The organism is Acinetobacter lwoffii, assembly GCF_024129715.1.
Lineage (GTDB): Bacteria > Pseudomonadota > Gammaproteobacteria > Pseudomonadales > Moraxellaceae > Acinetobacter > Acinetobacter lwoffii_U.
Window position 1 is genome coordinate 236250 of the sequence record NZ_JAMXXM010000002.1, and the last position, 23612, is coordinate 259861.

General features: G+C 45.3%; 25 protein-coding genes. 15 read left to right on the forward strand and 10 right to left on the reverse strand.

Features of this window, described 5'->3' with window-relative positions; genetic code table 11:
- Window positions 1–42: 42 nt before the first annotated feature.
- Complete coding sequence (locus NI462_RS02915; RefSeq protein WP_004280094.1) at window positions 43–1116, reverse strand: NAD(P)H-dependent glycerol-3-phosphate dehydrogenase; 1074 nt, start codon at window positions 1114–1116, stop codon at window positions 43–45.
- Window positions 1117–1149: 33 nt separating this feature from the next.
- Entirely contained in the window at window positions 1150–1731 is a 582-nt protein-coding gene (locus NI462_RS02920; protein ID WP_243474775.1) for a nitroreductase family protein, read from the reverse strand.
- A gap of 258 nt (window positions 1732–1989) precedes the next feature.
- Here NI462_RS02920 and NI462_RS02925 point away from each other — a divergent pair, with 258 nt between their 5' ends.
- Window positions 1990–2370: a hypothetical protein gene (locus NI462_RS02925; protein WP_253159006.1), complete on the forward strand. Its 381-nt coding sequence runs from the start codon at window positions 1990–1992 to the stop codon at window positions 2368–2370.
- Between the two features lie 63 nt (window positions 2371–2433).
- Here NI462_RS02925 and rhlB read toward each other — a convergent pair whose 3' ends face one another.
- Both rhlB and NI462_RS02935 read right to left on the reverse strand, forming a co-directional pair.
- Window positions 2434–3585, reverse strand: a complete 1152-nt coding sequence (rhlB, locus tag NI462_RS02930; RefSeq protein ID WP_004280098.1) for an ATP-dependent RNA helicase RhlB — start codon at window positions 3583–3585, stop codon at window positions 2434–2436.
- 101 nt (window positions 3586–3686) lie between these two features.
- A complete protein-coding gene (locus tag NI462_RS02935; protein WP_004280099.1) occupies window positions 3687–3902 on the reverse strand; it encodes a cold-shock protein in 216 nt (71 codons plus the stop codon).
- A gap of 382 nt (window positions 3903–4284) precedes the next feature.
- Between NI462_RS02935 and NI462_RS02940 the strand changes: the two genes are divergently transcribed.
- The 5 genes from NI462_RS02940 (at window position 4285) to NI462_RS02960 (ending at window position 7039) form a co-directional block, all read left to right on the forward strand.
- Window positions 4285–4518: a sulfurtransferase TusA family protein gene (locus tag NI462_RS02940; protein WP_253159008.1), complete on the forward strand. Its 234-nt coding sequence runs from the start codon at window positions 4285–4287 to the stop codon at window positions 4516–4518.
- Window positions 4519–4654: 136 nt separating this feature from the next.
- Window positions 4655–5524, forward strand: a complete 870-nt coding sequence (gene rpoH, locus NI462_RS02945; RefSeq protein ID WP_004280101.1) for an RNA polymerase sigma factor RpoH — start codon at window positions 4655–4657, stop codon at window positions 5522–5524.
- A gap of 119 nt (window positions 5525–5643) precedes the next feature.
- A complete protein-coding gene (locus tag NI462_RS02950; RefSeq protein WP_005246750.1) occupies window positions 5644–6009 on the forward strand; it encodes a DUF423 domain-containing protein in 366 nt (121 codons plus the stop codon).
- 35 nt (window positions 6010–6044) lie between these two features.
- Window positions 6045–6242, forward strand: a complete 198-nt coding sequence (gene thiS / locus NI462_RS02955; RefSeq protein ID WP_243474773.1) for a sulfur carrier protein ThiS — start codon at window positions 6045–6047, stop codon at window positions 6240–6242.
- 14 nt (window positions 6243–6256) lie between these two features.
- Window positions 6257–7039, forward strand: coding sequence for a thiazole synthase (locus NI462_RS02960; protein ID WP_005107305.1), 783 nt, complete (start codon window positions 6257–6259; stop codon window positions 7037–7039).
- Window positions 7040–7093: 54 nt separating this feature from the next.
- Here the strand turns inward: NI462_RS02960 and NI462_RS02965 are convergent, their stop codons facing one another.
- Window positions 7094–7705, reverse strand: a complete 612-nt coding sequence (locus tag NI462_RS02965; protein WP_222112038.1) for a glutathione binding-like protein — start codon at window positions 7703–7705, stop codon at window positions 7094–7096.
- A 217-nt stretch (window positions 7706–7922) separates the two neighbouring features.
- Between NI462_RS02965 and NI462_RS02970 the strand changes: the two genes are divergently transcribed.
- Together NI462_RS02970 and trmB are read left to right on the forward strand one after the other, a co-directional pair.
- Window positions 7923–9368 (forward strand): SulP family inorganic anion transporter, encoded by a 1446-nt coding sequence (locus tag NI462_RS02970; protein ID WP_253159010.1) that lies wholly within the window; start codon window positions 7923–7925, stop codon window positions 9366–9368.
- A gap of 151 nt (window positions 9369–9519) precedes the next feature.
- A complete protein-coding gene (trmB, locus tag NI462_RS02975) occupies window positions 9520–10236 on the forward strand; it encodes a tRNA (guanosine(46)-N7)-methyltransferase TrmB (RefSeq protein WP_004280110.1) in 717 nt (238 codons plus the stop codon).
- A gap of 93 nt (window positions 10237–10329) precedes the next feature.
- Here trmB and NI462_RS02980 read toward each other — a convergent pair whose 3' ends face one another.
- The 5 genes from NI462_RS02980 to NI462_RS03000 all read right to left on the reverse strand — a co-directional run bounded on the left by NI462_RS02980 (window position 10330) and on the right by NI462_RS03000 (window position 15448).
- A complete protein-coding gene (locus tag NI462_RS02980; RefSeq protein WP_004280112.1) occupies window positions 10330–11106 on the reverse strand; it encodes a Rossmann-like and DUF2520 domain-containing protein in 777 nt (258 codons plus the stop codon).
- Between the two features lie 82 nt (window positions 11107–11188).
- Window positions 11189–11986, reverse strand: a complete 798-nt coding sequence (locus tag NI462_RS02985; RefSeq protein WP_253159012.1) for a thioesterase family protein — start codon at window positions 11984–11986, stop codon at window positions 11189–11191.
- Window positions 11987–12048: 62 nt separating this feature from the next.
- On the reverse strand, window positions 12049–12717 hold the full coding sequence (locus NI462_RS02990) for a class I SAM-dependent methyltransferase (protein WP_086044877.1): 669 nt from the start codon (window positions 12715–12717) through the stop codon (window positions 12049–12051).
- Window positions 12718–13025: 308 nt separating this feature from the next.
- Window positions 13026–14714 (reverse strand): AMP-binding protein, encoded by a 1689-nt coding sequence (locus tag NI462_RS02995; RefSeq protein WP_253159014.1) that lies wholly within the window; start codon window positions 14712–14714, stop codon window positions 13026–13028.
- Between the two features lie 98 nt (window positions 14715–14812).
- Complete coding sequence (locus NI462_RS03000) at window positions 14813–15448, reverse strand: TetR/AcrR family transcriptional regulator (protein ID WP_005251442.1); 636 nt, start codon at window positions 15446–15448, stop codon at window positions 14813–14815.
- A 148-nt stretch (window positions 15449–15596) separates the two neighbouring features.
- On the opposite strand from NI462_RS03000, the gene NI462_RS03005 reads away from it, so the two are divergent.
- The 7 genes from NI462_RS03005 to NI462_RS03035 all read left to right on the forward strand — a co-directional run bounded on the left by NI462_RS03005 (window position 15597) and on the right by NI462_RS03035 (window position 23564).
- On the forward strand, window positions 15597–16769 hold the full coding sequence (locus NI462_RS03005; protein WP_253159016.1) for an isovaleryl-CoA dehydrogenase: 1173 nt from the start codon (window positions 15597–15599) through the stop codon (window positions 16767–16769).
- Window positions 16770–16804: 35 nt separating this feature from the next.
- Entirely contained in the window at window positions 16805–18406 is a 1602-nt protein-coding gene (locus NI462_RS03010) for a carboxyl transferase domain-containing protein (RefSeq protein ID WP_005107314.1), read from the forward strand.
- 11 nt (window positions 18407–18417) lie between these two features.
- On the forward strand, window positions 18418–19212 hold the full coding sequence (locus NI462_RS03015) for an enoyl-CoA hydratase/isomerase family protein (protein ID WP_253159018.1): 795 nt from the start codon (window positions 18418–18420) through the stop codon (window positions 19210–19212).
- 19 nt (window positions 19213–19231) lie between these two features.
- Entirely contained in the window at window positions 19232–21226 is a 1995-nt protein-coding gene (locus NI462_RS03020; protein WP_253159020.1) for an acetyl/propionyl/methylcrotonyl-CoA carboxylase subunit alpha, read from the forward strand.
- Window positions 21223–22125 carry a hydroxymethylglutaryl-CoA lyase gene (locus NI462_RS03025; protein ID WP_180038900.1) on the forward strand — a complete coding sequence of 301 codons (903 nt, stop codon included), beginning with the start codon at window positions 21223–21225 and terminating at the stop codon, window positions 22123–22125. Before NI462_RS03020 ends, NI462_RS03025 begins: the two co-directional genes overlap by 4 nt.
- 93 nt (window positions 22126–22218) lie before the next feature.
- Entirely contained in the window at window positions 22219–22923 is a 705-nt protein-coding gene (locus tag NI462_RS03030) for a CoA transferase subunit A (protein WP_253159022.1), read from the forward strand.
- Between the two features lie 2 nt (window positions 22924–22925).
- Window positions 22926–23564 carry a CoA transferase subunit B gene (locus NI462_RS03035; protein ID WP_005262069.1) on the forward strand — a complete coding sequence of 213 codons (639 nt, stop codon included), beginning with the start codon at window positions 22926–22928 and terminating at the stop codon, window positions 23562–23564.
- Window positions 23565–23612 lie beyond the last annotated feature (48 nt).

The window sequence follows — 23612 nt, forward strand, 5'->3', positions numbered from 1 at the left end:
GCAGCGAATATGACAATTCGCAGACAGTCCCTGTGTTATAGATCAGACTTGATGATGTGGCAAGACAAATTCGACATCACTGCGATGACCGTTTTTCATCAATGACAATGCAATATTGAGTGGCGGCGCACCTTCAAAAATCACATCATACAAGGCCGAGGTAATCGGCATATACACATCGAGTTCTTCCGAACGTGCCTTGACCTGCACAATAGTATTAATCCCTTCTGCCGTTTGCCCCAATTCAGTCGTTGCCTGCTCCAAAGTTTTACCTTTGCCAAGTGCATAACCCACCTGATAATTACGGCTAAGCGGACTGCTACAGGTTGCGAACAAATCACCCACACCTGAAAGCCCAAGAAAGGTCAGCGGATTAGCACCGAGTTTCACCGCAAAACGGCTCATTTCGGCCAAGGCACGGGTCAGGATCATACTCTTGGTATTTTCACCCACGTTATACGCAGCGGCCATGCCCATCGCGACAGCATAAATATTTTTTAATGCACCACCGAGCTCTACGCCATGCACATCATCACTGGCGAATACGCGGAACAAGGCACTATGTAAGGCTTGTTGTACGGCATAACGCACCAGCTCGGACTGGCTGGCAATCACGGTTCCTGCTGGCTGTCCTGCCACAATTTCCTTGGCCAGATTCGGTCCTGATAACACACCATAAGGCACTTCAGGCAACACTTCACGAATAATATCGCTCATGAAACTAAAGGTTTTGGCTTCAATACCCTTGGTCAGCGAGATCACGGCTTGCGAGGTAATAAAAGGTTTGATTTGCTGCAAGACATCTCGGAAAGAATGACTCGGAATAGCGACTAAAATAATATCGCGATCACGCACAGCCTGTTCCAGATCTGACACCGCTAGCAGATTTTCTTCTAACTTAAAATCTGGCAAATAGCGTTTATTAATATGCGTGGCATTAATATCTGCCGCAACTGCTTCGTCACGAATCCAGATCATGGTATTGCAACCATTACGCACTGCAGTATTGGCCATTGCAGTACCAAAACTGCCCCCACCCAATACTGTGACTCTTAAAGCTGTCTTATGATCAACTGCAACCGGTTCTACCAGTTTTGAGAAATTTAATTCTGACATCTTATTTTTTAATATCCTGTTATACCGTGCCAACTAGCTGTTCTGGTTGCAATAACTTACAAAATCACTGGTTTGAATCTCTGCACGCGGGGGAATTGCTTTTGCGGCAGTGCCAATATAAATAATACCCGAGACCAGATCGTCTTTTGAAATTCCCAATGCCTGCTTAAACAGGCCAGACTCGACTACAGCACCGCTACGCCACATGGTTGAGAAACCCTGAACCTGAAGTGACAGCAGAAAATTCTGAATCGCTGCGCCTGAACTAAGGATTTGTTCAAAATGCGGAACTTTAGGATGATCCTGCAAACGCGTTAAGGCAAGTACCAATAAGGGCGCACGAAACGGATGATTCTTGACCCGCTCAATCTGCGCTGTTTCAGTTTCACCCAAATCGACGAGCGCCTGCGACAGCAACTCTCCAAAAGCTTCACGCTGATTATCTGGAACCACGACAAATGTGGTCGGCTTGAGCCGATGATGATCGGGTGCAGTTAATGCCGCCTGAAAGGCTTTTTCCAGTTGTTCTGCATTCGGTGCCGGTGCCAGCAGATGACCAATCGATTGCCGTTGGTGAATATTTTGATGAACGATGTCAATCGCAGATTCCGTCATTGCCTTGTATATCTACACTTAAAAACCATACTCAAGATTAGCATATTCAAAGAAAAATACGCTAGAAACTTCATAGCGATTCAGCAAGCTCATCGCCACTTGAAAATAAACTTGTTTGGTTTTTCAATCCTGTACTGCTCTATTTTTCACCTAACTCACATAGAGCTATACCAAAAATTGCTAAACTTATACAACAGCTACAAAATCTGCGCTGCTTGCTGTGTTGAAATATTCAGCATCGTATTTACTTGAGATTTCATGATGAAAAAAACAATCGCTTTCAGCGGATTAGCTATTTCTGCATTACTGCTTACTGCGTGTGCCTCAAACCCGACTGCATTGGCAGTGCAAAAGGAAAATAACCAGTATGAGGTGACCGGATTAGGTAAAAATCAACTGACCTCAAAAAACAATGCGATTACTGCGGCCAATAAAGCTTGTGGCTCTCGATCAACCCCCATTATTGTGGATGAAAAGAAAGCTTATAACGGCGCTTTAAAAGGCGTAGTCGATGAACAAACAGGTCAGATGATTCAGGCAGCCGCTACTGTCCTTGGCAATATCGCAGGTACCAATACTGGTTTAAACCAGAATGATGATTATCAGACGGTGCTTACATTCCGCTGTCAGGCCAAATAAGCCTTAAACCACAGCGCAATAAAAAAACCGCTCTTCAAGAGCGGTTTTTTTATATGGTCTGTATTAGCAGTAACCTTCCAGGCGGGTCAAAGGCAATTTTTGCCCAATGGCTTTTTCAATTTCTGGCAGATAGAACGCATCATCTTCTGCAAGGAAACTAATACTCACGCCACTGGTTCCCGCACGACCGGTACGGCCAATACGATGCACATAATCATCCGACTGTTCCGGCAAGGTGAAGTTCACCACATGCGACACACCATCGACATGGATACCACGACCAGCAACATCGGTTGCAATCATGATGTTATGTTTACCATTTTTGAACTGATCCAGCATTTTCAGGCGTTTGTCCTGAGCAATTTCGCCCGACAACATCACCACTTTATAACCATCCCGTTTTAAATGATCATAAAGTTTGCGTACCTGATCACGACGGTTGGCAAAAATCATGACTTTTTCAATCGGCTCATCACGCAGGATTTCTTGCAATAATTTATATTTGTCCGCCTTAGCAACCATATAAACTCGCTGCTCGACATCGGCATTGGTTTTCTTTTCCGGTTCAATTTCAACTGTAACCGGTTCAAATAACCATTGCTGCGCAAGATTCAATACATCGTAGCTAAAAGTAGCAGAGAACATCAGAGTCTGACGTTGTTCTTTACGCGGCGAGAAACGTACAATGCGCTTTACTGAAGGAATAAAGCCCATATCCAATAGGCGGTCGGCTTCATCAATGACCAAAAATTCAATCTGATCCAGCCAGACTTCTTTTTGTTCTACAAAATCAATCAGACGACCCGGTGTTGCCACCATAATATCGACAGGCGCTTTATTAAGCTGGTTCTTTTGCTTGTCAAAATCCACACCACCCAGCAAGGTCACCACATTAAGACCAGCATATTTCGCCAGATCCTGTGCATCGCTTTCGATCTGTAACGCCAGTTCACGGGTCGGTGCCAAAATCAGCGCGCGTGGCTCACCACGATAGCGTTGTTCCTGAATCGGATTATTTAACAGATCATTCATGATACTAATTAAAAAGGCGGCAGTTTTGCCTGTACCTGTCTGTGCACGGCCAATGGCATCATGTCCTGCCAGCGTGAATTTTAAAACCTTCTGCTGGATAGGCGTCATGGTGGTAAAGCCTAAAGCATCAATCGCTTTTTTTAGATTGGGATGTAAATTTAAGGTTTCAAAACCAGATGACATAAAGCGGTGCTCTAATTGGGTAATCACTAAGATAGGGATAGTATAAACAAAAAACGCCCCAAGTTATATTGGAGCGTTTTCTTTTTAGCTTAATCCGAAGATTAGTCTAATGGTTGAACTTCTTCAGCTTGAAAGCCTTTTTGGCCTTTAACAACACTGAATTCAACACGTTGGCCGTCACGAAGTGAACGGTGACCGTCACCTTGGATAGCACGGAAATGAACGAATACGTCATCGCCGCCATTACGTTGAATAAAGCCGAAGCCTTTAGTATCGTTAAACCACTTAACTACGCCTTGTTCGCGAGCAGCTGTCATAAGTTAATCCTCATTGAAACTAAAAGAAGGACCACCCGGTGTTGCAAACAGCAGAGCAAACAAGTTTGAAAATATTATTTTTAAGCTTGTAATCATTCTGTAAAACTATCAACAAAATCCCGGTTACATCCATTTATGTAATAGGGTGAAAAACAATCACTTTGTTTATTCAAAGTCCCAAATACGCAACGAGCTTAACATGGGTTTATCACAATTAATAGATTTTTTTTAGCATGTTCTGTTTGATTTAGTTATTTTTTTCATGAAAATTGTCAAAAGACTTTATAAAGTCATTTAGATCTTCTTTTTCTTAAACCAGTTTGGTTCTGGCATCATATTTGCTACTATTTATAGCCTTTTCTGCTATCTAAATGAAACCGCAATGTCCGAAGATCCAGCGCAATTCAGCCTTATAGATGCTATGGGAAAACCGTGCCCAATGCCGCTATTAATGTTAAAGCGCGCACTAAAGGCCGGGAATCAGAAAACATTCCTGCTGAAATCCTCTGATCCCAATAGCCAGACGGATGTCAGCCGCTATTGTCAACTGCATCAGCTCAAGCTTGAATTTAAAAAAATTTCTGATACAGAGTTTCACTACTTAATTGAATCTTAAAAATTTTCAATTAAACTGTTTGTCTTCACTTTCGTATACTTTTTTACATTTCTCTACCCAAATATCCATTATTTGCGGAGAGATTGGATTAAGATAAAACCTAGTTTAGGGTTATCCCGCACTTCAAGGAGAACACATGAGTGACAGCCGCAATCAGTTGATGCCCCTGTCATTATCGGCGCCAGGTGTCAACCTCGGTGCTTATATCAGCACTGTCAATCAGATTCCGATTTTAACGGCCGAACAAGAAAAAGAGTTGGCTGAACGCTATTACTATGACCAAGATTTAGATGCAGCGAAAATGCTGGTCATGTCGCACTTGCGTTTTGTAGTACATATTGCGCGTAGTTATGCAGGGTATGGTTTGCCACAAGGCGACCTGATTCAGGAAGGTAACCTGGGCCTGATGAAAGCTGTAAAACGTTTCGACCCGAATATGGGCGTACGTTTGGTGTCATTTGCCGTGCACTGGATCAAGGCGGAAATTCACGAATACGTGATCCGTAACTGGCGTATTGTGAAAATCGCCACCACTAAAGCGCAACGTAAACTGTTCTTTAATCTGCGCAGCCTGAAGAAATCATCGAAAAAGTTGACGCTCGCAGAAGCACAGTCGATTGCCAATGACTTAAATGTCACACCAGAACAAGTACTGGAAATGGAAGGCCGTCTGACGGCGTATGATGCGGCTTTTGATGCATCAAGCGATGACGATGATGAAGGTTCCACCCATGTGGCACCCGCTTTATATCTTGAAGATAACCGTTATGACCCGGCCCGTCTGATTGAAAATGAAGACTATGAGGAGCAAAGCACCTCTGCCCTGCACGAAGCCATGGATCAGCTAGATGATCGTTCACGGAATATTCTGCAACGCCGTTGGTTAGACGACGAGAAATCGACCCTGCACGAGCTTGCAGCCGAATATAATGTTTCTGCGGAACGTATTCGTCAGCTGGAAAAAAATGCCATGGAAAAAATTAAAGTAGCAATGTCATCCAATTAACACCAAATTCTGTTATTGATTTACCTCGAAAAAGCCTTCTTTGATGAAGGCTTTTTTATGTCCGCATTTTGAATTTATGCTAAGGTTGAGCGCAAACTTTATCAGGAAGATCAATTCAAATGTGGATTGCGATTTCAGCACTTAATTTGGCACTTGCAGTCATGCTCGGTGCTTTTGGTGCACATGGTTTAAAAGCACGTGCAACTGAAGCACAGCTCGGCTGGTGGCAAACGGCAACGGATTATTTTTTCTATCATGCCTTAGGACTACTAATTCTTTCTTTACTGGCGAAAGTCATCCCTGCATTGCCCATTCAATGGAGCTTCGGTCTGATTCAGGTCGGCATTTTACTGTTTTCTGGCTCACTGTATATCATGGCCTTAGGATTACCCCGCGGTTTAGGGGTTATTACACCTATTGGCGGTGCTTTAATGATTGCCGGATGGTTAATTCTGGCCTGGAATGCTTTAAAATACGCCAGATAAGTTTGAACAACACTTAATCATAGAGGGTTGCTAGAATGATGATTTACATCAATGGCGAACGACAGGAAACTCACTGCAAGAATCTGCTGGAACTGATTCAGAGTATGGCGCTTGAGGGTAAGCGTTTTGCGGTTGAAGTCAATGAAATGATTATTCCTAAAAGCAGATTGGGCGATACGCCAATTTGCGATACAGACAAAATAGAAATTATTCACGCGGTCGGTGGCGGCTAATACTCGGGACAATTATGCAAGATTTATTACAGATTGGTTCACGCCAATTCCATTCACGCCTTTTGGTAGGCACGGGCAAATACAAAGATTTAAATGAAACTCAGCAGGCCATTGAAACCAGTGGTGCAGAGATTGTCACTGTCGCTATTCGCCGTGTCAATATTGGCCAAGATCCTGACCAGCCGAACCTGCTGTCAGTCATTCCTCCGGAAAAATATACCATTTTGCCGAATACCGCAGGTTGCTTCGATGCCAATAGTGCCGTCCGCACCTGTATGCTGGCGCGTGAGCTGCTCGATGGCCACAATCTGGTCAAACTTGAAGTTTTGGGTGATGAAAAGACACTTTATCCAAACGTAACCGAAACACTGAAAGCTGCGCGCACCTTGATTGACGATGGCTTTGAGATCATGGTTTATACCTCGGATGATCCGATCGTGGCGCAAGAGCTGGAAAGCATGGGCTGTGTCGCGATTATGCCTTTGGGCAGTCTGATTGGTTCTGGCCTGGGCATTCTGAATCCACACACCCTTTCAATCATCAAGGAAAATGCCAAAGTGCCGGTTCTGGTCGATGCCGGTGTCGGTACAGCCAGTGATGCCGCGATTGCGATGGAACTGGGTTGTGATGGTGTACTCATGAATACGGCGATTGCAGCTGCACAAAATCCGGTATTGATGGCCTCTGCGATGAAGAAAGCGGTTGAAGCTGGCCGAGAAGCTTTCCTTGCGGGTCGTATGCCGCGTAAACGTATGGCCAATGCCAGCTCGCCAGAAACTGGCTATTTCTTTAAATAAATTTTCATGAACAAAAATAAAGGACTCGATTGAGTCCTTTATTTTTTCCAGTAATTAAGGAATCAGACCTTCATCACGCATGGCAATCTGTACAGACTGACGTTCTGCCACTTTATTACGGATATGAATAATATTTTTATATGGACTCAGATCATGTTGAATCTGGTTCGACCAGTTGGTCAAGACAAACAGATAAGCATCCGCAGGGCCAAAGTTATCATCTACCAGATAATCATTGTCCGATTCACCAATCGCTTTATCGATATAACTCAATAGACGATCAATCTCCGCATAGGCTTTTTTCTTTTCATCGTCAGATAACTTGCCACCGAAGAACACCGCATAGGCATCATGTAGTTCAGAGTTCAGATAACCTAACCATTCCAGCACCTTGGCACGTCCCATGCCCGATGGTGGAATTAGATCTTGTTTTGGATCGTGTTGAGCAAGAAACGGTAGAATCGCAACATTTTCTGTCAGGATCAGACCAGGGTTAATTTCTAACGCTGGTACATAGCCTTTAGGATTAACTTCGTAATAATCCGTACCTTTTTCTGTTTTATGTGTTTTTAAATCAACACGTTCCAAATCAAAATCGACATTAATTTCATTTAAAATAATATGTGCTGCCAGTGAGCAGGCACCTGGTGAATAGTAAAGCTTCATTTCTGATCCTTGTTATACACTTCTCAATGTTTTAAATCGCTTCTGACAAACTTTCAAGTGATCAAACCTGTAAATTGCAAAAAAGCGTAACTATCATTTCAGGGCAGTTACTCATTCAATATTCAGGATATTCCGGGCTTTTGCAAGTCAATCTTGTGTAGATTTTTATCTCTATCTGTTTAACATACACAGGTTTTCAAAATATAGATGATATTTCGTGATTAGCCTGAAAAAAGAAGAATGGTTTTCCAATATCCGGACAGATGTACTGGCAGGTCTGGTCGTGGGACTGGCTCTGATTCCTGAATCAATTGCCTTCTCTGCCATTGCCGGTGTCGATCCGCAAGTCGGTTTATATGCCTCTTTCTGCATTGCAGTATCCATTGCCTTTTTTGGCGGTCGTCCTGCCATGATCTCTGCGGCTACAGGTGCTATGGCGCTTTTGATGATTACACTGGTGAAAGAACATGGTCTGCAATATCTGTTGGCCGCCACAATTCTGACCGGTATCATTCAAGTGATTGCCGGTTATTTTAAAGTCGCTAAATTAATGCGTTTTGTATCGCAGGCGGTGGTCTATGGATTTTTGAATGCCTTGGCGATCCTGATATTTGTGGCACAAATCCCGGAAATTAACCAGATGGATAGCACCGGTTATCTGTTTATTGCGATTGGTCTGGCAATTATTTATCTGTTTCCGTATATCCCGAAAATTGGCAAAGCCATTCCCTCACCTTTAATCTGTATTATCGTATTAAGCGGGTTGGCGCTGTTGTTAAGTGCAGATATGCGTACCGTGAGCGATCTTGGACAATTCCCCGATACTTTGCCAGTATTCCTGATTCCAGAAATTCCACTCAATCTGGAAACCTTGCAAATTATCCTGCCTTATTCCTTTACCTTGGCGACTGTCGGTTTGCTGGAAAGCATGATGACCACTACGGTCATTGATGAAGTGACCGGAACTGAAGGTGACCGTCATCAGGAATGTCGTGGTCAGGGTATGGCCAATATTGTCAGCGGCTTTATGGGCGGGATGGCCGGTTGTGCCATGATCGGCCAGTCAATTATCAATGTGTCTTCAGGGGCACGTACCCGTTTATCGACTCTGGTCGCTGGCGTGTTTCTGCTGTGTCTCGTGGTTTTTTTGAAAGACTGGCTGGCTTATATCCCAATGGCAGCGCTGGTTGCGATCATGATTATGGTGGCATTTACCACCTTTCAATGGGGAGCAATCAAGCAATTCAGCAAACATCCGCTAGAATTTAATACCGTGATGATTGCCGTGATTATTGTCGTGCTTGCCACTCATAATCTGGCGCTTGGTGTATTTGTCGGCGTATTGCTCTCTGCCCTGTTCTTTATTAATAAACTGGAAAGAACCGTACATGTCTATACGCATTTGAATTCGGCTCATTCACGCAGCTACTTTATTTCTGGACAGATATTCTTTAGCAGTTCAGAGAAGTTCTATCAGTTCTTTGATTTTAAAGAGAAGCTTGAGCATGTCGAACTGGATCTGACCCATGCGCATATTTGGGACGTGACTTCGGTCAATATGCTGAATAACGTGATTCAGAAGTTTAAAGCCCAAGGGATAGATGTAAGGGTGATTGGTTTGAATGAAGCCAGCAGTACATTGATCGACCGGTTTAGTAGCTGATGAACGATGATTAATAAAAGAGCCTCAATTGGCTCTTTTATTTTATCTGGAAGATCTTGCCGATTTTTATGGAGAAATACCGAGAAAAGTTTGACTTGCTCGGCTCAGGACTTAAAATACCGCATTCTGAATTTTTAGATTTGCCAAAGTTATGTCGAACGATCAATTAGACCAGCAAGTCGTGGAGCTGGAAAACTTAAGCGAGCACCGTGAAATCGTGACGTTTATGCGCCGCTCAATGCCGCTGAATACCTCTCAACGTACTGCGCTTGAACAATATGGTCACTTAATTTTGGAATATCCAGTCGGTGATTTGCGTCAGCACTTTGAACATCCTGAACGTCCTTTGACTGTAGAAATTGGTTTTGGTATGGGCCGTTCACTGGTATTGATGGCCAAAGCTAATCCTGAACGTAACTTTGTCGGAATTGAAGTCCATGTACCTGGAATTGCGCAGTGCGTGTATGAAGCAGGTATTGAAGGCCTAACGAACTTACGTGTGCTGGATGCTGATGCAATTCAGGTATTACGTGAAATGCCAGACAATAGTATTAATGCAGTTCAGTTATACTTCCCTGATCCATGGCAGAAAAAACGTCATTTTAAACGCCGCTTTGTTTCGCATGACCGTATGCCGCTGGTGGAGCAAAAGCTAGAACTTGGCGGAACTTTCCATGCTGCAACGGACTGGGAACCGTATGCGGAATGGATGATAGAAGTATTGGAAGAACGTCCACGTCTGGAAAATCTGGCGGGCAAAGGCAATAGCTATCCTCGTCCGGAATGGCGTCCACAAACCAAGTTTGAACGTCGCGGGATTGAAGCAGGTCACAAGATTAATGATTTTATCTTTAAGAAAATTTCTTAATCTAAGACTCAAAAAAAGCGCTGATTATTCAGCGCTTTTTTATGGGAAAAATTTGGCTTTGAACCCTGCTTCGTAGATAAATTATCAGCTTCTTCATTTCTGATGACGCGTGAGAATCTGCTGGCTCAACAACTGATAGACATTTTGTAAATCTTCTCGCTGCATATTGGCTAACATCTGCTGATGCATATTCAAGATATTCTGATCACCACGCATCGCTGGGCCGGTCTGCATTTGTTTGGGATCATTCTGAGTGGCTTTATTGGCAGTTTCCAGCATTAAGGGATACAACAAACTGAAATCGACCTGTTGTACATCAACCACCTGCTTGGCCATGTCATAACAGTAATTGGCAAAATTACAGGCAAATACCGCTGCAAGATGCAAACTGAGACGTTGACTGGAACTATAAGTATAAACACGATTGCTTAGGCTATTTGCCAGTTCTAATAACAGGATTTGGTCCTGTTCATTCACCGCTTCAATCAACAGTGGCGTCTGCTGCCAATCAATCTGGCGTTCGAGACTAAAGGTCTGTAAAGGATAAAATACGCCTGCACGCGCATGCACATTTTTCAGTAAATTGAGATGGGTGCTGCCAGAGGTATGTACGATCAGATTCTGCTGTAGATACGGATGAATCTGTTCAATGACGTTGGCAATCGACTGATCACTGACCGCGATAATGACCAGATCCACCTCATGATCCAGCTGTTGAGGCTGAGCGATGGCCTGAGCGTTGAATTGCTCAGCCAGATATTGTGCTTTTTCTAGGGTTCGACTGTAGATCTGTACGATCTCATGGTGTGCTGACAATACAAGGGCAAGATGATATGCCACTCGCCCTGCCCCAATCATACTGATCCGCATCTGCTGTTCTTCCTGATAAATTACGCACAGCATGCCAATAAATAAAGATTGAGGCAATTGGCCTTGATGTTTCGAATAGACTTTAGAACTTTCGCAGGGTCAGAATCTGTTCACTTCGACCAAAAGGTCCATGAACATCATGCAGAATCCCGCTGGTCAGACCAATACCATCTTCACCATATTGCTGCACCACTTCCAGTCCCAGCCATTTACCCTGCGGCAGACGGTGCATATGAATCTGCAGGTCCAGATTCGGAAATCCCCAACCGGAATTCGGGTCCTGACGTGGCACAATGCCATTGGCCGTATCGACCATACCGAGCAAACGACTAAAGTCTGTCGTCGGTTGACCTTCTACCATGTCCAGCGAATTTCTTAGCCAGACAATGCCCTTGCCTGCACGATGGTCAGCATGTGCCCGGGTTTCAATACTCTGGATATAACCGCCCGGCCAGCAGCGCATACCCTCCCAAACCGGTAAATATTCTGGACTTTCGATCGGAAAATCTTCCACTCCAGCAATGGCCGTGGTATTTGAAGTTAGCATTCTCCACGCGCGTGCCACGATACAGGTTTTACCATTGGCACACATTTCAGCTTCAACCAGTTCAATGGTTTTACCCGGACGGATCATGCGCGTGGTAATTGAAAACTCACCAAAGGCTATCAGGCCAAAAATATCCAGCCCGACCCGACCAATACGCATGTCAGCACGTGGCTGAAACTGTTCCAGTTCGACGCATAGAATACCGGTGGCTGGCGCCATGTGCTGCTCATGTGGATTCCACGCACCTTGTGCATGAATATTAGAACGGTAATAAGCCGTAGTACTGCCATCTGAATGCTGTTCGCGCTGAATAAAACTGTAATATGCCGACATTGTTTTAATACTTCCCTGAATATTCTCTTAAACTTTAGAATTTGCAAAAAGTTCTTTGATCTTTATTTTCTGAGCAAAAAACCATGATAATTCATGATTTGACAATAAATTTTGCACTGTTTAAATCCGACTTTGGTTAAAAGTGCTGTAAAATTTTGCGCAGATAACAAGTGAAAATCCTGCTCCAAGCGTTCAATCATCTTGCTACTTTGCACCATGCTTAACCCTGTCTGCTGTGCCAGCTTCTGCATAATTTTGATGTCTTGCTGATCTTCGGGTTGCATCAGGTCATAGGTCAATGCAAGACCGTTGGTTTTAAGACACTGATGGATAGCCTGAAAAAATCCGTTTTTTTCGGAATTTGGAATGAAATGAGCCACCAGAATGGCCAATGCGGCATCGAAAGTATCCGGCTGATTCAAATCTTGAATCGTGCTTTGGATGAATTGCACCCTTTGTCGATCTATAGAATTCAGATTTTTACTAGCCTGTTTCAGCATGGCTGCTGATGGATCAATTGCAGTAAAGGTCCAGTCTGGATGTTGCTCTAATAAATACGACAATTCATAACCTGTTCCGCAACCCACTATTAATATATGTGCGGTTTCTGGGAGTTCAGTGCTGAGAATTGCTTCAATCTGCTGATGCACCAGTTCATAACCGGGAATCAGTTTACGGATATGATCGTCATAACTGGCGACCACGACTTCACTGTGAAAGTTTTTTGCCATATTTTACTCTGATTTTAGATGTTCAGTACATTCATGTATTTCTATTACCAGACCGTCGTGATCAGTAAATTCATTTACAGACATTTTAGAATCTTGCTAAATGTACAACCTCAAACTGCTAGATATATTGAACGTCCATTGCGCAGGTTTTTCGTTACTTTGACGGGGCAAAGTAACCAAACCCTTTTGTTTCACTGATATGGCATCCCTGCCATACAGTGAAACGGCGACATCCATGTCGCCGGGCTCTCTGATGAGTTGCTATTAATTGTTAGCTTTAGGATTAGTTCTAACGTAAAAAATAAAGTTTAAGCAATCTCTTTCAAGTTCAGCTCTTCACGCATAAATTCACGCAATTTGAACTTCTGCGCCTTTCCTGAAGCCGTCATTGGAAATTCCTGGAAGAAACGCACATAGCGCGGCACTTTATTGTGAGAAATATGCTCCTTACAATACTGACGGATGGTTTCTTCAGTACAAGGATCATTTTCATGCAGGATGATGCAGGCACAAAGTTCCTCACCATATTTATGGTCTGGCACCCCAATCACCTGTACATCTGAAACAGCCGGATGGGTATAAAGGAAATCTTCAATTTCTTTCGGGAACAGGTTTTCCCCTCCACGAATCACCACGTCCTTGATTCGGCCCTTGATTTTGACAAAGCCTTCATCATCCATTTCAGCGATATCACCGGTATGCATCCAGCGCGCCGCATCAATCACTTCCTGGGTTTTATCCTGATCTTCCCAATAACCGAGCATCACTGAATAACCACGTACACACAGCTCACCCAATTGGCCGCGTGGAACCACCTTGCCATTTTCATCGACAATTTTAACTTCCAGATGCGGATGTACCCGGCCAACCGTACTGACACGTTGCTCGACACTGTCTGCCGTTGAGCTTTGTGCACTGACGGGTGCGGTTTCAGTCATGCCATAACAAATCGTGATTTCAGACATATGCATCCGTTCAATCACGCGCTGCATAATTTCCTGCGGACATGGACTACCCGCCATAATCCCGGTACGCAGACTGGACAGATCAAACTCGTCAAACTGTTCATGTTCCAGCACCGCAATAAACATAGTCGGCACACCATAAGCCGCGGTACATCTTTCCTGCTGAATGGCTTTTAAGGTTTCTAATGGATTAAACACGGCAGACGGATAAATCATGGCGGAACCATGCGTAATACAGGCCAGATTGCCCATGACCATACCAAAGCAGTGAAATAAAGGCACTGAAATACAGACACGGTCTTCTGGACCTAAATGAATCGCTTCACCGACAAAGTACCCATTATTTAAAATATTATTATGGGTCAGCATGGTGCCTTTCGGATTGCCTGTAGTGCCCGAAGTAAACTGGATATTAATCGTTTCATCGAACTGCAATTCACTGGAGATCTGTTGCAGTTGTTCCAGCTCTTGGGCGCTTGGCAAGCTTAGTAAATCCTGAAAACGGTGGATACCGGTATGCTGCTGATCATCAATTTTAATCACATGCTTTAAATGTGGCAGTCGCTCTGCATTGAGGAATTTACTTTCAGTCTGCATCAGCTCAGGTGCAATTTTAGTCAGAATTTCCTGATAGTCCGTCGTCTTAAACTGCGCTGCAATCACCAATCCCTTACAAGAGACCTTGTTTAGCACATATTCCAGCTCATTGCTTTTATAAGCTGGATTTAAATTCACCAGAATAATGCCTGCCTTGAAGGCTGCAAACTGGGTAATGGTCCATTCCACACAGTTCGGCGACCAGATCGCCAGACGGTCACCTTTTTGCATACCCAGTTTCAGCAGCTGACAGGCAAAGGCATTGACCTGATCCTGTAGCTGCCGGTAACTGAGGCGTATGTCCTGATGCAGGCTCACTACTGCATCACGTTCTGCATACTGCTCGCAAGCCTGATCAAATTTTTCACCAATCGTCATGCCCAATAAAGGCTGGCTGCTGGTTCCATAGGCATAGCTTAACCGTACTTGTGTCATTGAATCGATCTCCTTGATTCTTTGTAATTCTGATTTTCAACTTTACTAATTGTTTTATGATCACGACGACCTTGTCTGTGTACCGGTTTTTTGTGCGTTTATGCTTGTAAATTTTCCTCCTGTCCACGTACTGCGTTGACACAAAAATCGGCAATCTGTTTGACAAAGTGATCCTTATATTTCTGATCAAACATCACATTGCGGGACGGATTTAAAGGTTCAATCACGACAAAGGTCATGGCGCCAACCACGCCCAACGCTGCCGTATTCAAATCTTCAAATTCGAATTCTCCATTGACCTTTCCTTCGGCCAGAATTTCCTTAATGCTCTGCTTGAGCAGCTGCTTACTGCGAAAACGCTCATGTTCCATTTCCGGATCAACCGGTTCGAACATCAGTGAATACGCCAGTTGGGGGCTATTCATGGCACGCTTGACAAAAGTTGTAACAGATTTTTGCAATTTCAGTTTTGGCGATAAATCTGACTCGGCAATATGGTTCAGAATCCCGACTTCATGCTGAATCGCGGCCGACAAAACCTCGATTAAAATCTGGCTTTTGCTTTCGAAATATCGATAGACCAGCCCGGTAGAAACGCCTGCGCGCTCTGCAATCGCCTGAATCGATGCCTCCTTCAAGCCCCCTTGAATAATCAGTTCACGAGCAGATTCCAAAATCGACAGGCGATTTTGTTCCATTCGTTCCTGCATCAATGATGATCTTTTATAACTCATAAAATTATTCTCAACAAGATAAAATGAATTGTAAATCATTTTGTGAATATAGATTCACTTTTTTATTTTTTCGTTGTATGTTAAAACCACAAGCACAACAACAATGCTTTTTTGGACACAACAAATATAACCTCAGGATGGATGAAGAATGAATTTACAAAGCTTGGATTTCGGTTTGGATGAAACTCTAATAGCGCTTCGTGATTCAGTGGCCGCATTTTGCGCCAAAGAAATTACCCCGATTGCTCAACAGGTTGACCGTGACAACGAGTTCCCTGCTCACCTTTGGAAAAAATTTGGCGAGATGGGCCTGCTCGGGCTGACAGTCAGTGAGGAATATGGCGGTTCAAATTTTGGTTATCTGGCGCACATCATTGCCATGCAGGAAATTTCCCGTGCTTCTGCATCCATTGGGCTGTCCTATGGCGCACATTCTAACCTATGTGTAAACCAAATTAAGCGAAATGGTACTGAAGAACAGAAACAGCGTTATCTGCCTAAACTGATTTCAGGTGAATATGTCGGTGCCTTGGCAATGTCTGAACCGAATGCAGGCTCGGATGTGGTGAGCATGAAACTGAAAGCAGAAGACAAAGGCGATCACTACCTGTTGAATGGTTCAAAAATGTGGATCACCAATGGTGGCGATGCCGATGTCCTAGTGGTCTATGCAAAAACCGATTTGCAGGCCGGCGCCAAAGGCATGACTGCGTTTCTGGTTGAGAAAAATATGCCAGGTTTTAGCCACGGCACCCATTTGGACAAACTCGGCATGCGTGGTTCAAACACTTATCCGCTGTTTTTTGACAATGTCGAAGTACCCAAAGAAAACGTCATGGGCGGCGTCGGTAATGGCACCAAGGTCTTGATGAGTGGTCTGGACTATGAGCGTGCTGTATTGAGTGCTGGCCCACTGGGGATTATGGATGCCTGTATGGATACCGTGATTCCATATATTCATGACCGTAAACAGTTTGGTCAGGCGCTGGGCGAATTCCAGTTAATGCAAGGCAAAATTGCCGACATGTATTCGACCTGGCTAGCCTGTAAGGCACTGGTTTATGCGGTCGGTGCTGAATGTGACAAAGCTGAGCATAGCCGTAGCCTGCGTAAAGATGCTGCCAGTGCCATTTTATATGCTGCTGAAAAAGCGACCTGGATGGCAGGAGAAACCATTCAGACTTTAGGTGGTAACGGTTATATCAACGAATTTTCTGCCGGCCGTTTATGGCGTGATGCCAAACTGTATGAAATTGGCGCCGGTACTTCAGAAATCCGCCGCATGCTGATTGGCCGTGAACTTTTCAACGAAACAGCCTAAACCTTAACACTTAGAATAAAACAAGGATGTTCGTCATGAATCAGTTATCGAGCAAAATTAATATACGTAGTGAAGAGTTTAAAACCAACCAGACTGCCATGCTGCAACTGGTGGATGACCTAAAACAGAAAGTTGAAAAAATTGCTTTGGGTGGTGGCGAAACTGCCCGTCAAAAACATCTGGACCGTGGCAAATTACTCCCCCGTGAACGGATTAATCACCTGATCGATCCAGGAACCGCTTTTCTGGAAATTGGTCAGCTGGCTGCCTATCAGGTGTATCAGGATGATGTTCCTGCCGCAGGTGTGGTCGCTGGTGTTGGTCAGGTCAACGGTGTGACCTGCATGATCATCGCCAATGATGCTACGGTGAAAGGCGGTACTTATTATCCATTAACAGTGAAAAAGCATTTACGTGCCCAGGAAATTGCCGAACAGAACCATCTGACTTGTATTTATCTGGTGGATTCAGGCGGTGCATATTTGCCTTTACAGGATGAAGTATTTCCAGACCGCGATCACTTCGGCCGTATTTTCTACAATCAGGCACGTATGTCGAGCCAAGGTATCGCCCAAATTGCAGTGGTGATGGGCAGCTGTACTGCAGGCGGTGCTTATGTGCCTGCCATGTCAGATGAAACCATTATTGTCCGCAATCAGGGCACCATTTTCCTCGGCGGCCCTCCTCTGGTTAAGGCAGCTACTGGTGAAGTGGTGTCCAGTGAGGATCTCGGTGGTGGTGATGTGCATACCCGTTTGTCTGGCGTGGCTGATCATCTGGCTGAAAACGATGAACATGCACTTGCGATTGCCCGCAACATCGTGGCCAACCTGAACAAAAAGCCAAACAAGACCGCAGATGAAATCGAAGCGCCGCTGTTTGACAGTTCGGAACTGTACGGCATTGTGCCGAGTGACGCGCGCAAGCCTTTTGATATCCGTGAAGTGATAGCGCGTATTGTCGATGGCTCACGTTTTGACGAGTTCAAGGCACGTTTCGGCACTACCCTGGTGACCGGTTTTGCCAAGCTCTATGGCATGCCGGTCGGGATTATTGCCAATAATGGCATTCTATTTTCCGAGTCTGCCCAAAAAGGCGCACATTTTATTGAACTGTGTACCCAGCGCAATATTCCGCTGATTTTCCTGCAAAATATTACCGGCTTTATGGTCGGCCGCCAGTATGAAAATGAAGGCATTGCCAAAAATGGTGCTAAGCTGGTGATGGCCGTCGCCAATGCCAATGTACCGAAACTGACTCTAGTGATTGGCGGTTCTTTTGGTGCAGGCAACTATGGTATGTGTGGACGCGCTTACTCGCCACGCTTTATGTGGACCTGGCCAAACTCGCGTATTTCAGTGATGGGCGGTGAACAGGCCTCCAGCGTCTTGTCGACCTTAAAACGTGACCAGATTGAGCAAAAAGGCGGAACTTGGTCAGCTGAAGAAGAAGACCAGTTTAAACAGCCGATTCGTGACCAGTACGAACGCCAAGGCCATCCTTATTATGCGTCTTCGCGTTTATGGGATGACGGTGTGATTGATCCGGCGCAATCACGTGAAGTCTTAGCCTTGAGTCTAGCTGCAGCACTCAATGCACCCATCCAGCCAACCAAATTCGGCGTGTTCCGTATGTAAGAGGTGACAAAATGACATATCAATTTTTACAGCTCGAACAGCAGGATCAGGTCGCGACGGTCTGGATTAATCGTGCTGAACTGCACAATGCCTTTAATACTCAAGTCATTGAAGAACTGCATGCCTGTTTCCGGTCTTTAAATGACCATGATGATGTGCGTGTGGTGATTTTGGCAGGCCGAGGCAAGAGTTTCTCTGCTGGCGCGGATCTGAACTGGATGAAACAGGCAGGTCAGGCATCACAGGCAGACAACGAAGCGGATGCTCTCAAACTGGCAAAAATGCTGCAAAGTCTGGCGACCTTAAAACAGCCAACCATTGCCCGGGTACACGGCATTGCCTTTGGTGGCGGCATGGGTTTAGCTTCGGCCTGTGATATTTGCATCGCCAGTACAGATGCCAAGTTTGCGACGTCGGAAGTACGTTTAGGCTTGGCACCTTCGACCATCAGCCCGTATGTAATTCGTGCGATTGGTGCACGTCAGGCATCGCGTTATTTCCTGACTGCCGAGCGCATTTCTGCTGAACAGGCCAAAAGCATTGGACTGGCACATGAAGTCACCACACCGGAACAGCTCGACAGCAAAATTGATGAAATTGTGGAAGCACTTTTACTTGGTGGACCTGCTGCACAGAGCGCATCCAAACAGTTGATTCAACTGGTTGACCAACAGGTATTGACCGAAGATTTACTGCTTAAAACAGCACAGCATATTGCCCATATTCGCCAGGGAGATGAGGCGAAAAATGGACTGAATGCATTTTTGAACAAACAAAGCCCGGCTTGGATCAAGACCACGGCATAACAACGAGAAGGATCCTACAATGTTTGAGAAGATTTTAATTGCCAACCGTGGTGAAATTGCCTGCCGTGTGATTCGTACAGCGAAGAAATTAGGAATTGCCACCGTTGCCGTCTACTCCGATGCCGATGCTCAGGCACAACATGTGAAACTGGCCGATGAAGCGATCTATATTGGTGAATCGCCAGCAGCACAAAGTTATTTGCAAATTGATCGCATTATTCAGGCAGCCAAAAACACTGGTGCCCAGGCGATTCACCCCGGTTATGGTTTCCTGTCCGAAAATGACCAGTTTGCCTTGGCCTGTCAGGACAACAATATTGTCTTTATTGGCCCGCCAGTCGATGCCATTCTGGCAATGGGTCTAAAGGCCACCTCTAAAGCGCTGATGGAAAAAGCCGGTGTGCCTCTAACCCCCGGCTATCATGGTACCAATCAGGATGCCGACTTCCTGAAACAGCAGGCAGACAATATTGGCTATCCGGTACTGATCAAGGCCAGTGCCGGCGGTGGCGGTAAAGGCATGCGTCTGGTGGAACGCAGCGAAGATTTTCTTAGCTCGCTTGCTTCATGCAAGAGTGAAGCACGTTCAAGTTTTGGCAATGAAGACGTTCTGATTGAACGTTATGTGATTCAGCCACGTCATATTGAAGTGCAGGTGTTTGGTGATACCCACGGCAATTATGTACATCTGTTCGAACGTGATTGCTCGGTACAGCGTCGCCATCAGAAAGTGTTGGAAGAAGCGCCTGCACCGAAAATGCCGGAAGACAAACTGGAGGCGATGCGTCAGGCGGCAATCGATGCTGCGCGTGCAGTAAATTATGTCGGTGCCGGTACAGTCGAGTTTATCGTGGAGCAAGACGGCACAGCTTACTTCATGGAAATGAACACCCGTCTTCAGGTTGAACATCCTGTCACTGAAATGATTACCGGACAGGATCTAGTGGAATGGCAACTGCGCGTGGCCTTTGGTGAACCTTTACCGAAGCAGCAGCATGAATTGCAGATTCATGGACATGCACTCGAAGCCCGTGTTTATGCCGAAGAACCGGAAAAAGGCTTTATTCCTGCGATTGGTCAGATCAGCTACCTGCATTATCCGGAGCAAAATGACCATGTCCGCGTTGATAGTGGCATTGTCGAAGGCGATGAAATCAGCACCTATTATGATCCGATGATTGCCAAACTGATTGTCTGGGGTAAAAATCGTGAAGCAGCCTTGACCCAAATGCATCATGCACTGGGTCAGTTCCATGTCGATGGTCTGGGTAACAATATCGCTTTTCTAGATCGCTTGGTGCTGTGTGACTCTTTTAAAAATGCACATTTAGATACTGGCCTGATTCAGCGTGAAGAAGAATCTCTGCTCAAACCTTCTGCGGATATCCGTGCCGAACTGGTAGTTAGTGCCGCACTGATTGAACTTCTGTCACGTCAGGCACAGAATCCCGCTCCAAGCAATCCGGTATGGCAGCAGCAAGCATTCTGGCGCCTAAACCAGCAAAATAGCCATACAGTGCAATTACAACGCAATGGCATCAACCTGAAAGTTCAGTTCCGCACTCAGGATCAAGGCTTTGTCGCCAGCTATAACGGTCAGCAGATTGAGATTCAAGGAAAACTCGTCGATGCCCATACTTTGGCGTTACAACTGGCAGGCAAACAGCAAAAACTGGCTTTTAGCCAGAGTGAGCAAGGCATTACCCTGTTCCAGAATGGTCAAAGCTATAAGTTTAATTACTTGAAGTCTGATTTTAATAATCAGGATGAACAAGGCACGGAAAATAACCTGATCGCACCAATGCCAGGTGTCATTACCCAGGTGCTCGTGGCAGCCAATGACAAAGTCAAAAAAGATGATGTGCTGATGACGCTGGAAGCCATGAAGATCGAATACTCGATTCGCGCACCGCATGACGGCATCATCGCAAGCTCATATTTTCAGAAGGGTGATCAGGTTAAAGCCGGTGATGAACTGGTCGAGTTCCAGCCTCTGGCGGAGGAAGTGGCATGACGGATTTTGTCAAAATCGTAGAGGTCGGGCCACGCGATGGCCTGCAAAATGAAAAAATACCTTTGACATTGGATGACCGGAAAAACCTGATTCTGGACCTGATGAAAACCGGTCTGCAGTCCATCGAAGTCGGCTCCTGCGTTTCAGCCAAATGGGTACCGCAAATGGCAGACAGTGATGTGCTCTTTGCCAGCCTACCCCAAGATCCGAATATTCAGTTCAGTTTATTAACCCCAAACATGAAAGGTTTTGAATCGGCACTGGCTGTGGGTTGCAAGGAAGTGGCGGTATTTACTGCAGCTTCTGAAAGCTTTACCCGCAAAAACATCAACTGCTCGATTGATGAAAGCTTCGAGAAGTTTGCCGATGTCATGGCAGCAGCCAAAGCCAATGATATTAAGGTACGTGGCTATGTTTCCTGCATGGTGGACTGTCCTTATGAAGGTGCCATTGATCCCAAGCAGGTGGTGAAAGTCACGCAGCGTTTGCTGGAGATGGGCTGCTATGAAGTGTCGTTGGGTGAAACCATTGGTACAGCAACACCGGATCGGGTAAGAAATGTCTGGGAGGCTTGTCTGGCTGAACTTGATACTAAAGTTTTGGCAGGTCATTTCCATAATACCTACGGCATGGCGATTGCCAATATTTATCAGTCACTGTTGCAAGGCATTCGGGTCTTTGACTCCTCCATTGCTGGACTGGGTGGCTGTCCTTATGCCCAAGGTGCATCTGGCAATGTCTCGACCGAAGACCTGTATTACCTGCTCTCGAATATGGGCTTTGAAACCGGTATTCAGCTGGATGCACTGATGCAGGCCAGTCGTAATATCAGTGAAGTCTTGCAGCGCAATAATCCATCCAATTATGCCAATGCCTACTGGCAAAAAGCCTGTGCTTAACAATAATCATGCTTGAGCAAAATAAACTTAAGCAACCCATAAGGATATAAACAGTAGATTTAAGTCTGCTGTAATAACAATAGAGGTGACAAGATGTCAAACAAGGTTTATGACAGCGCTCAATCCGCCTTAAAGGATGTGGTGCAAGATGGTCATACTCTGGCTGTCGGTGGTTTCGGCCTATGTGGTATTCCAGAAGCTTTGATCACGGCCCTAAAAGAAACTGGTACCAAAAATTTGACCTGTATTTCCAATAATGCCGGTGTAGACGGCTTCGGTCTGGGGCTTTTACTGGAAACAAAACAGATTAAAAAAATGATCTCCTCTTATGTCGGTGAAAACAAGGAATTCGAACGTCAATATTTAAATGGCGAACTGGAAGTTGAGCTGACCCCACAGGGTACACTGGCAGAAAAATTACGTGCTGGCGGTGCCGGTATTCCGGCTTTTTATACGGCGACGGGTGTCGGAACCGTGATCGCTGAAGGTAAGGATGTCCGTGAATTTAATGGCAAGTCTTACATTCTGGAAGAATCTTTAACAGCTGATGTTGCTCTGGTTAAAGCCTATAAGGCCGATAAAGCCGGCAACCTGATTTTCCGTAAAACCGCCCAGAACTTTAATCCGGTCTGTGCCATGGCCGGCAAAATTACCATTGCTGAAGTCGAAGAGATTGTCGAAATTGGCGTGCTGGATCCGGACGAAATCCATCTTCCGGGAATTTATGTGAACCGGATAGTCCTGAATGCTCAACCGGAAAAACGTATTGAACAGATGACTTTAAAGGCGGAGGCTTGATCATGGCTTGGACACGTAATGAAATGGCGCAGCGCGCGGCACAAGAGCTTGAAGATGGTTTCTACGTCAATCTAGGGATTGGCCTGCCGACGCTAGTCGCGAACTATATTCCGGAAAATATCAATGTCTGGCTGCAGTCGGAAAATGGCCTGCTGGGGATTGGCGAATTTCCAACCGAGGAGACAGTGGATGCCGACCTGATCAATGCCGGTAAACAGACGGTTACCGCGCGTAAAGGTGCTTCATTTTTCTCAAGTGCCGACTCCTTTGCCATGATCCGTGGCGGTCATGTCAATATTGCCATTCTGGGTGCTATGGAAGTGTCCGAAACTGGTGATCTGGCCAACTGGATGATTCCAGGCAAAAAGGTCAAAGGCATGGGCGGTGCCATGGATCTGGTCGCGGGTGTACAAAAGGTCGTGGTCTTGATGGAACACTGCGCCAAAGATGGTACACCGAAAATTGTACCGCAATGTAGCCTGCCCCTTACCGGCCAAGCTGTGGTGAACCGGATTATTACCGATCTCGGTGTACTGGATGTTACTCCTGATGGAATTCGACTGGTTGAACTGGCACCAGAGGTAAGTTTTGAAGAGATTCAAAAAGTCACGGGGGTAGCGCTACTACGTAACGCTGCCTGATCCAGCCAGCCCTTAAGAATGAAGCATCTTAAGGGCTTTTTTATATAT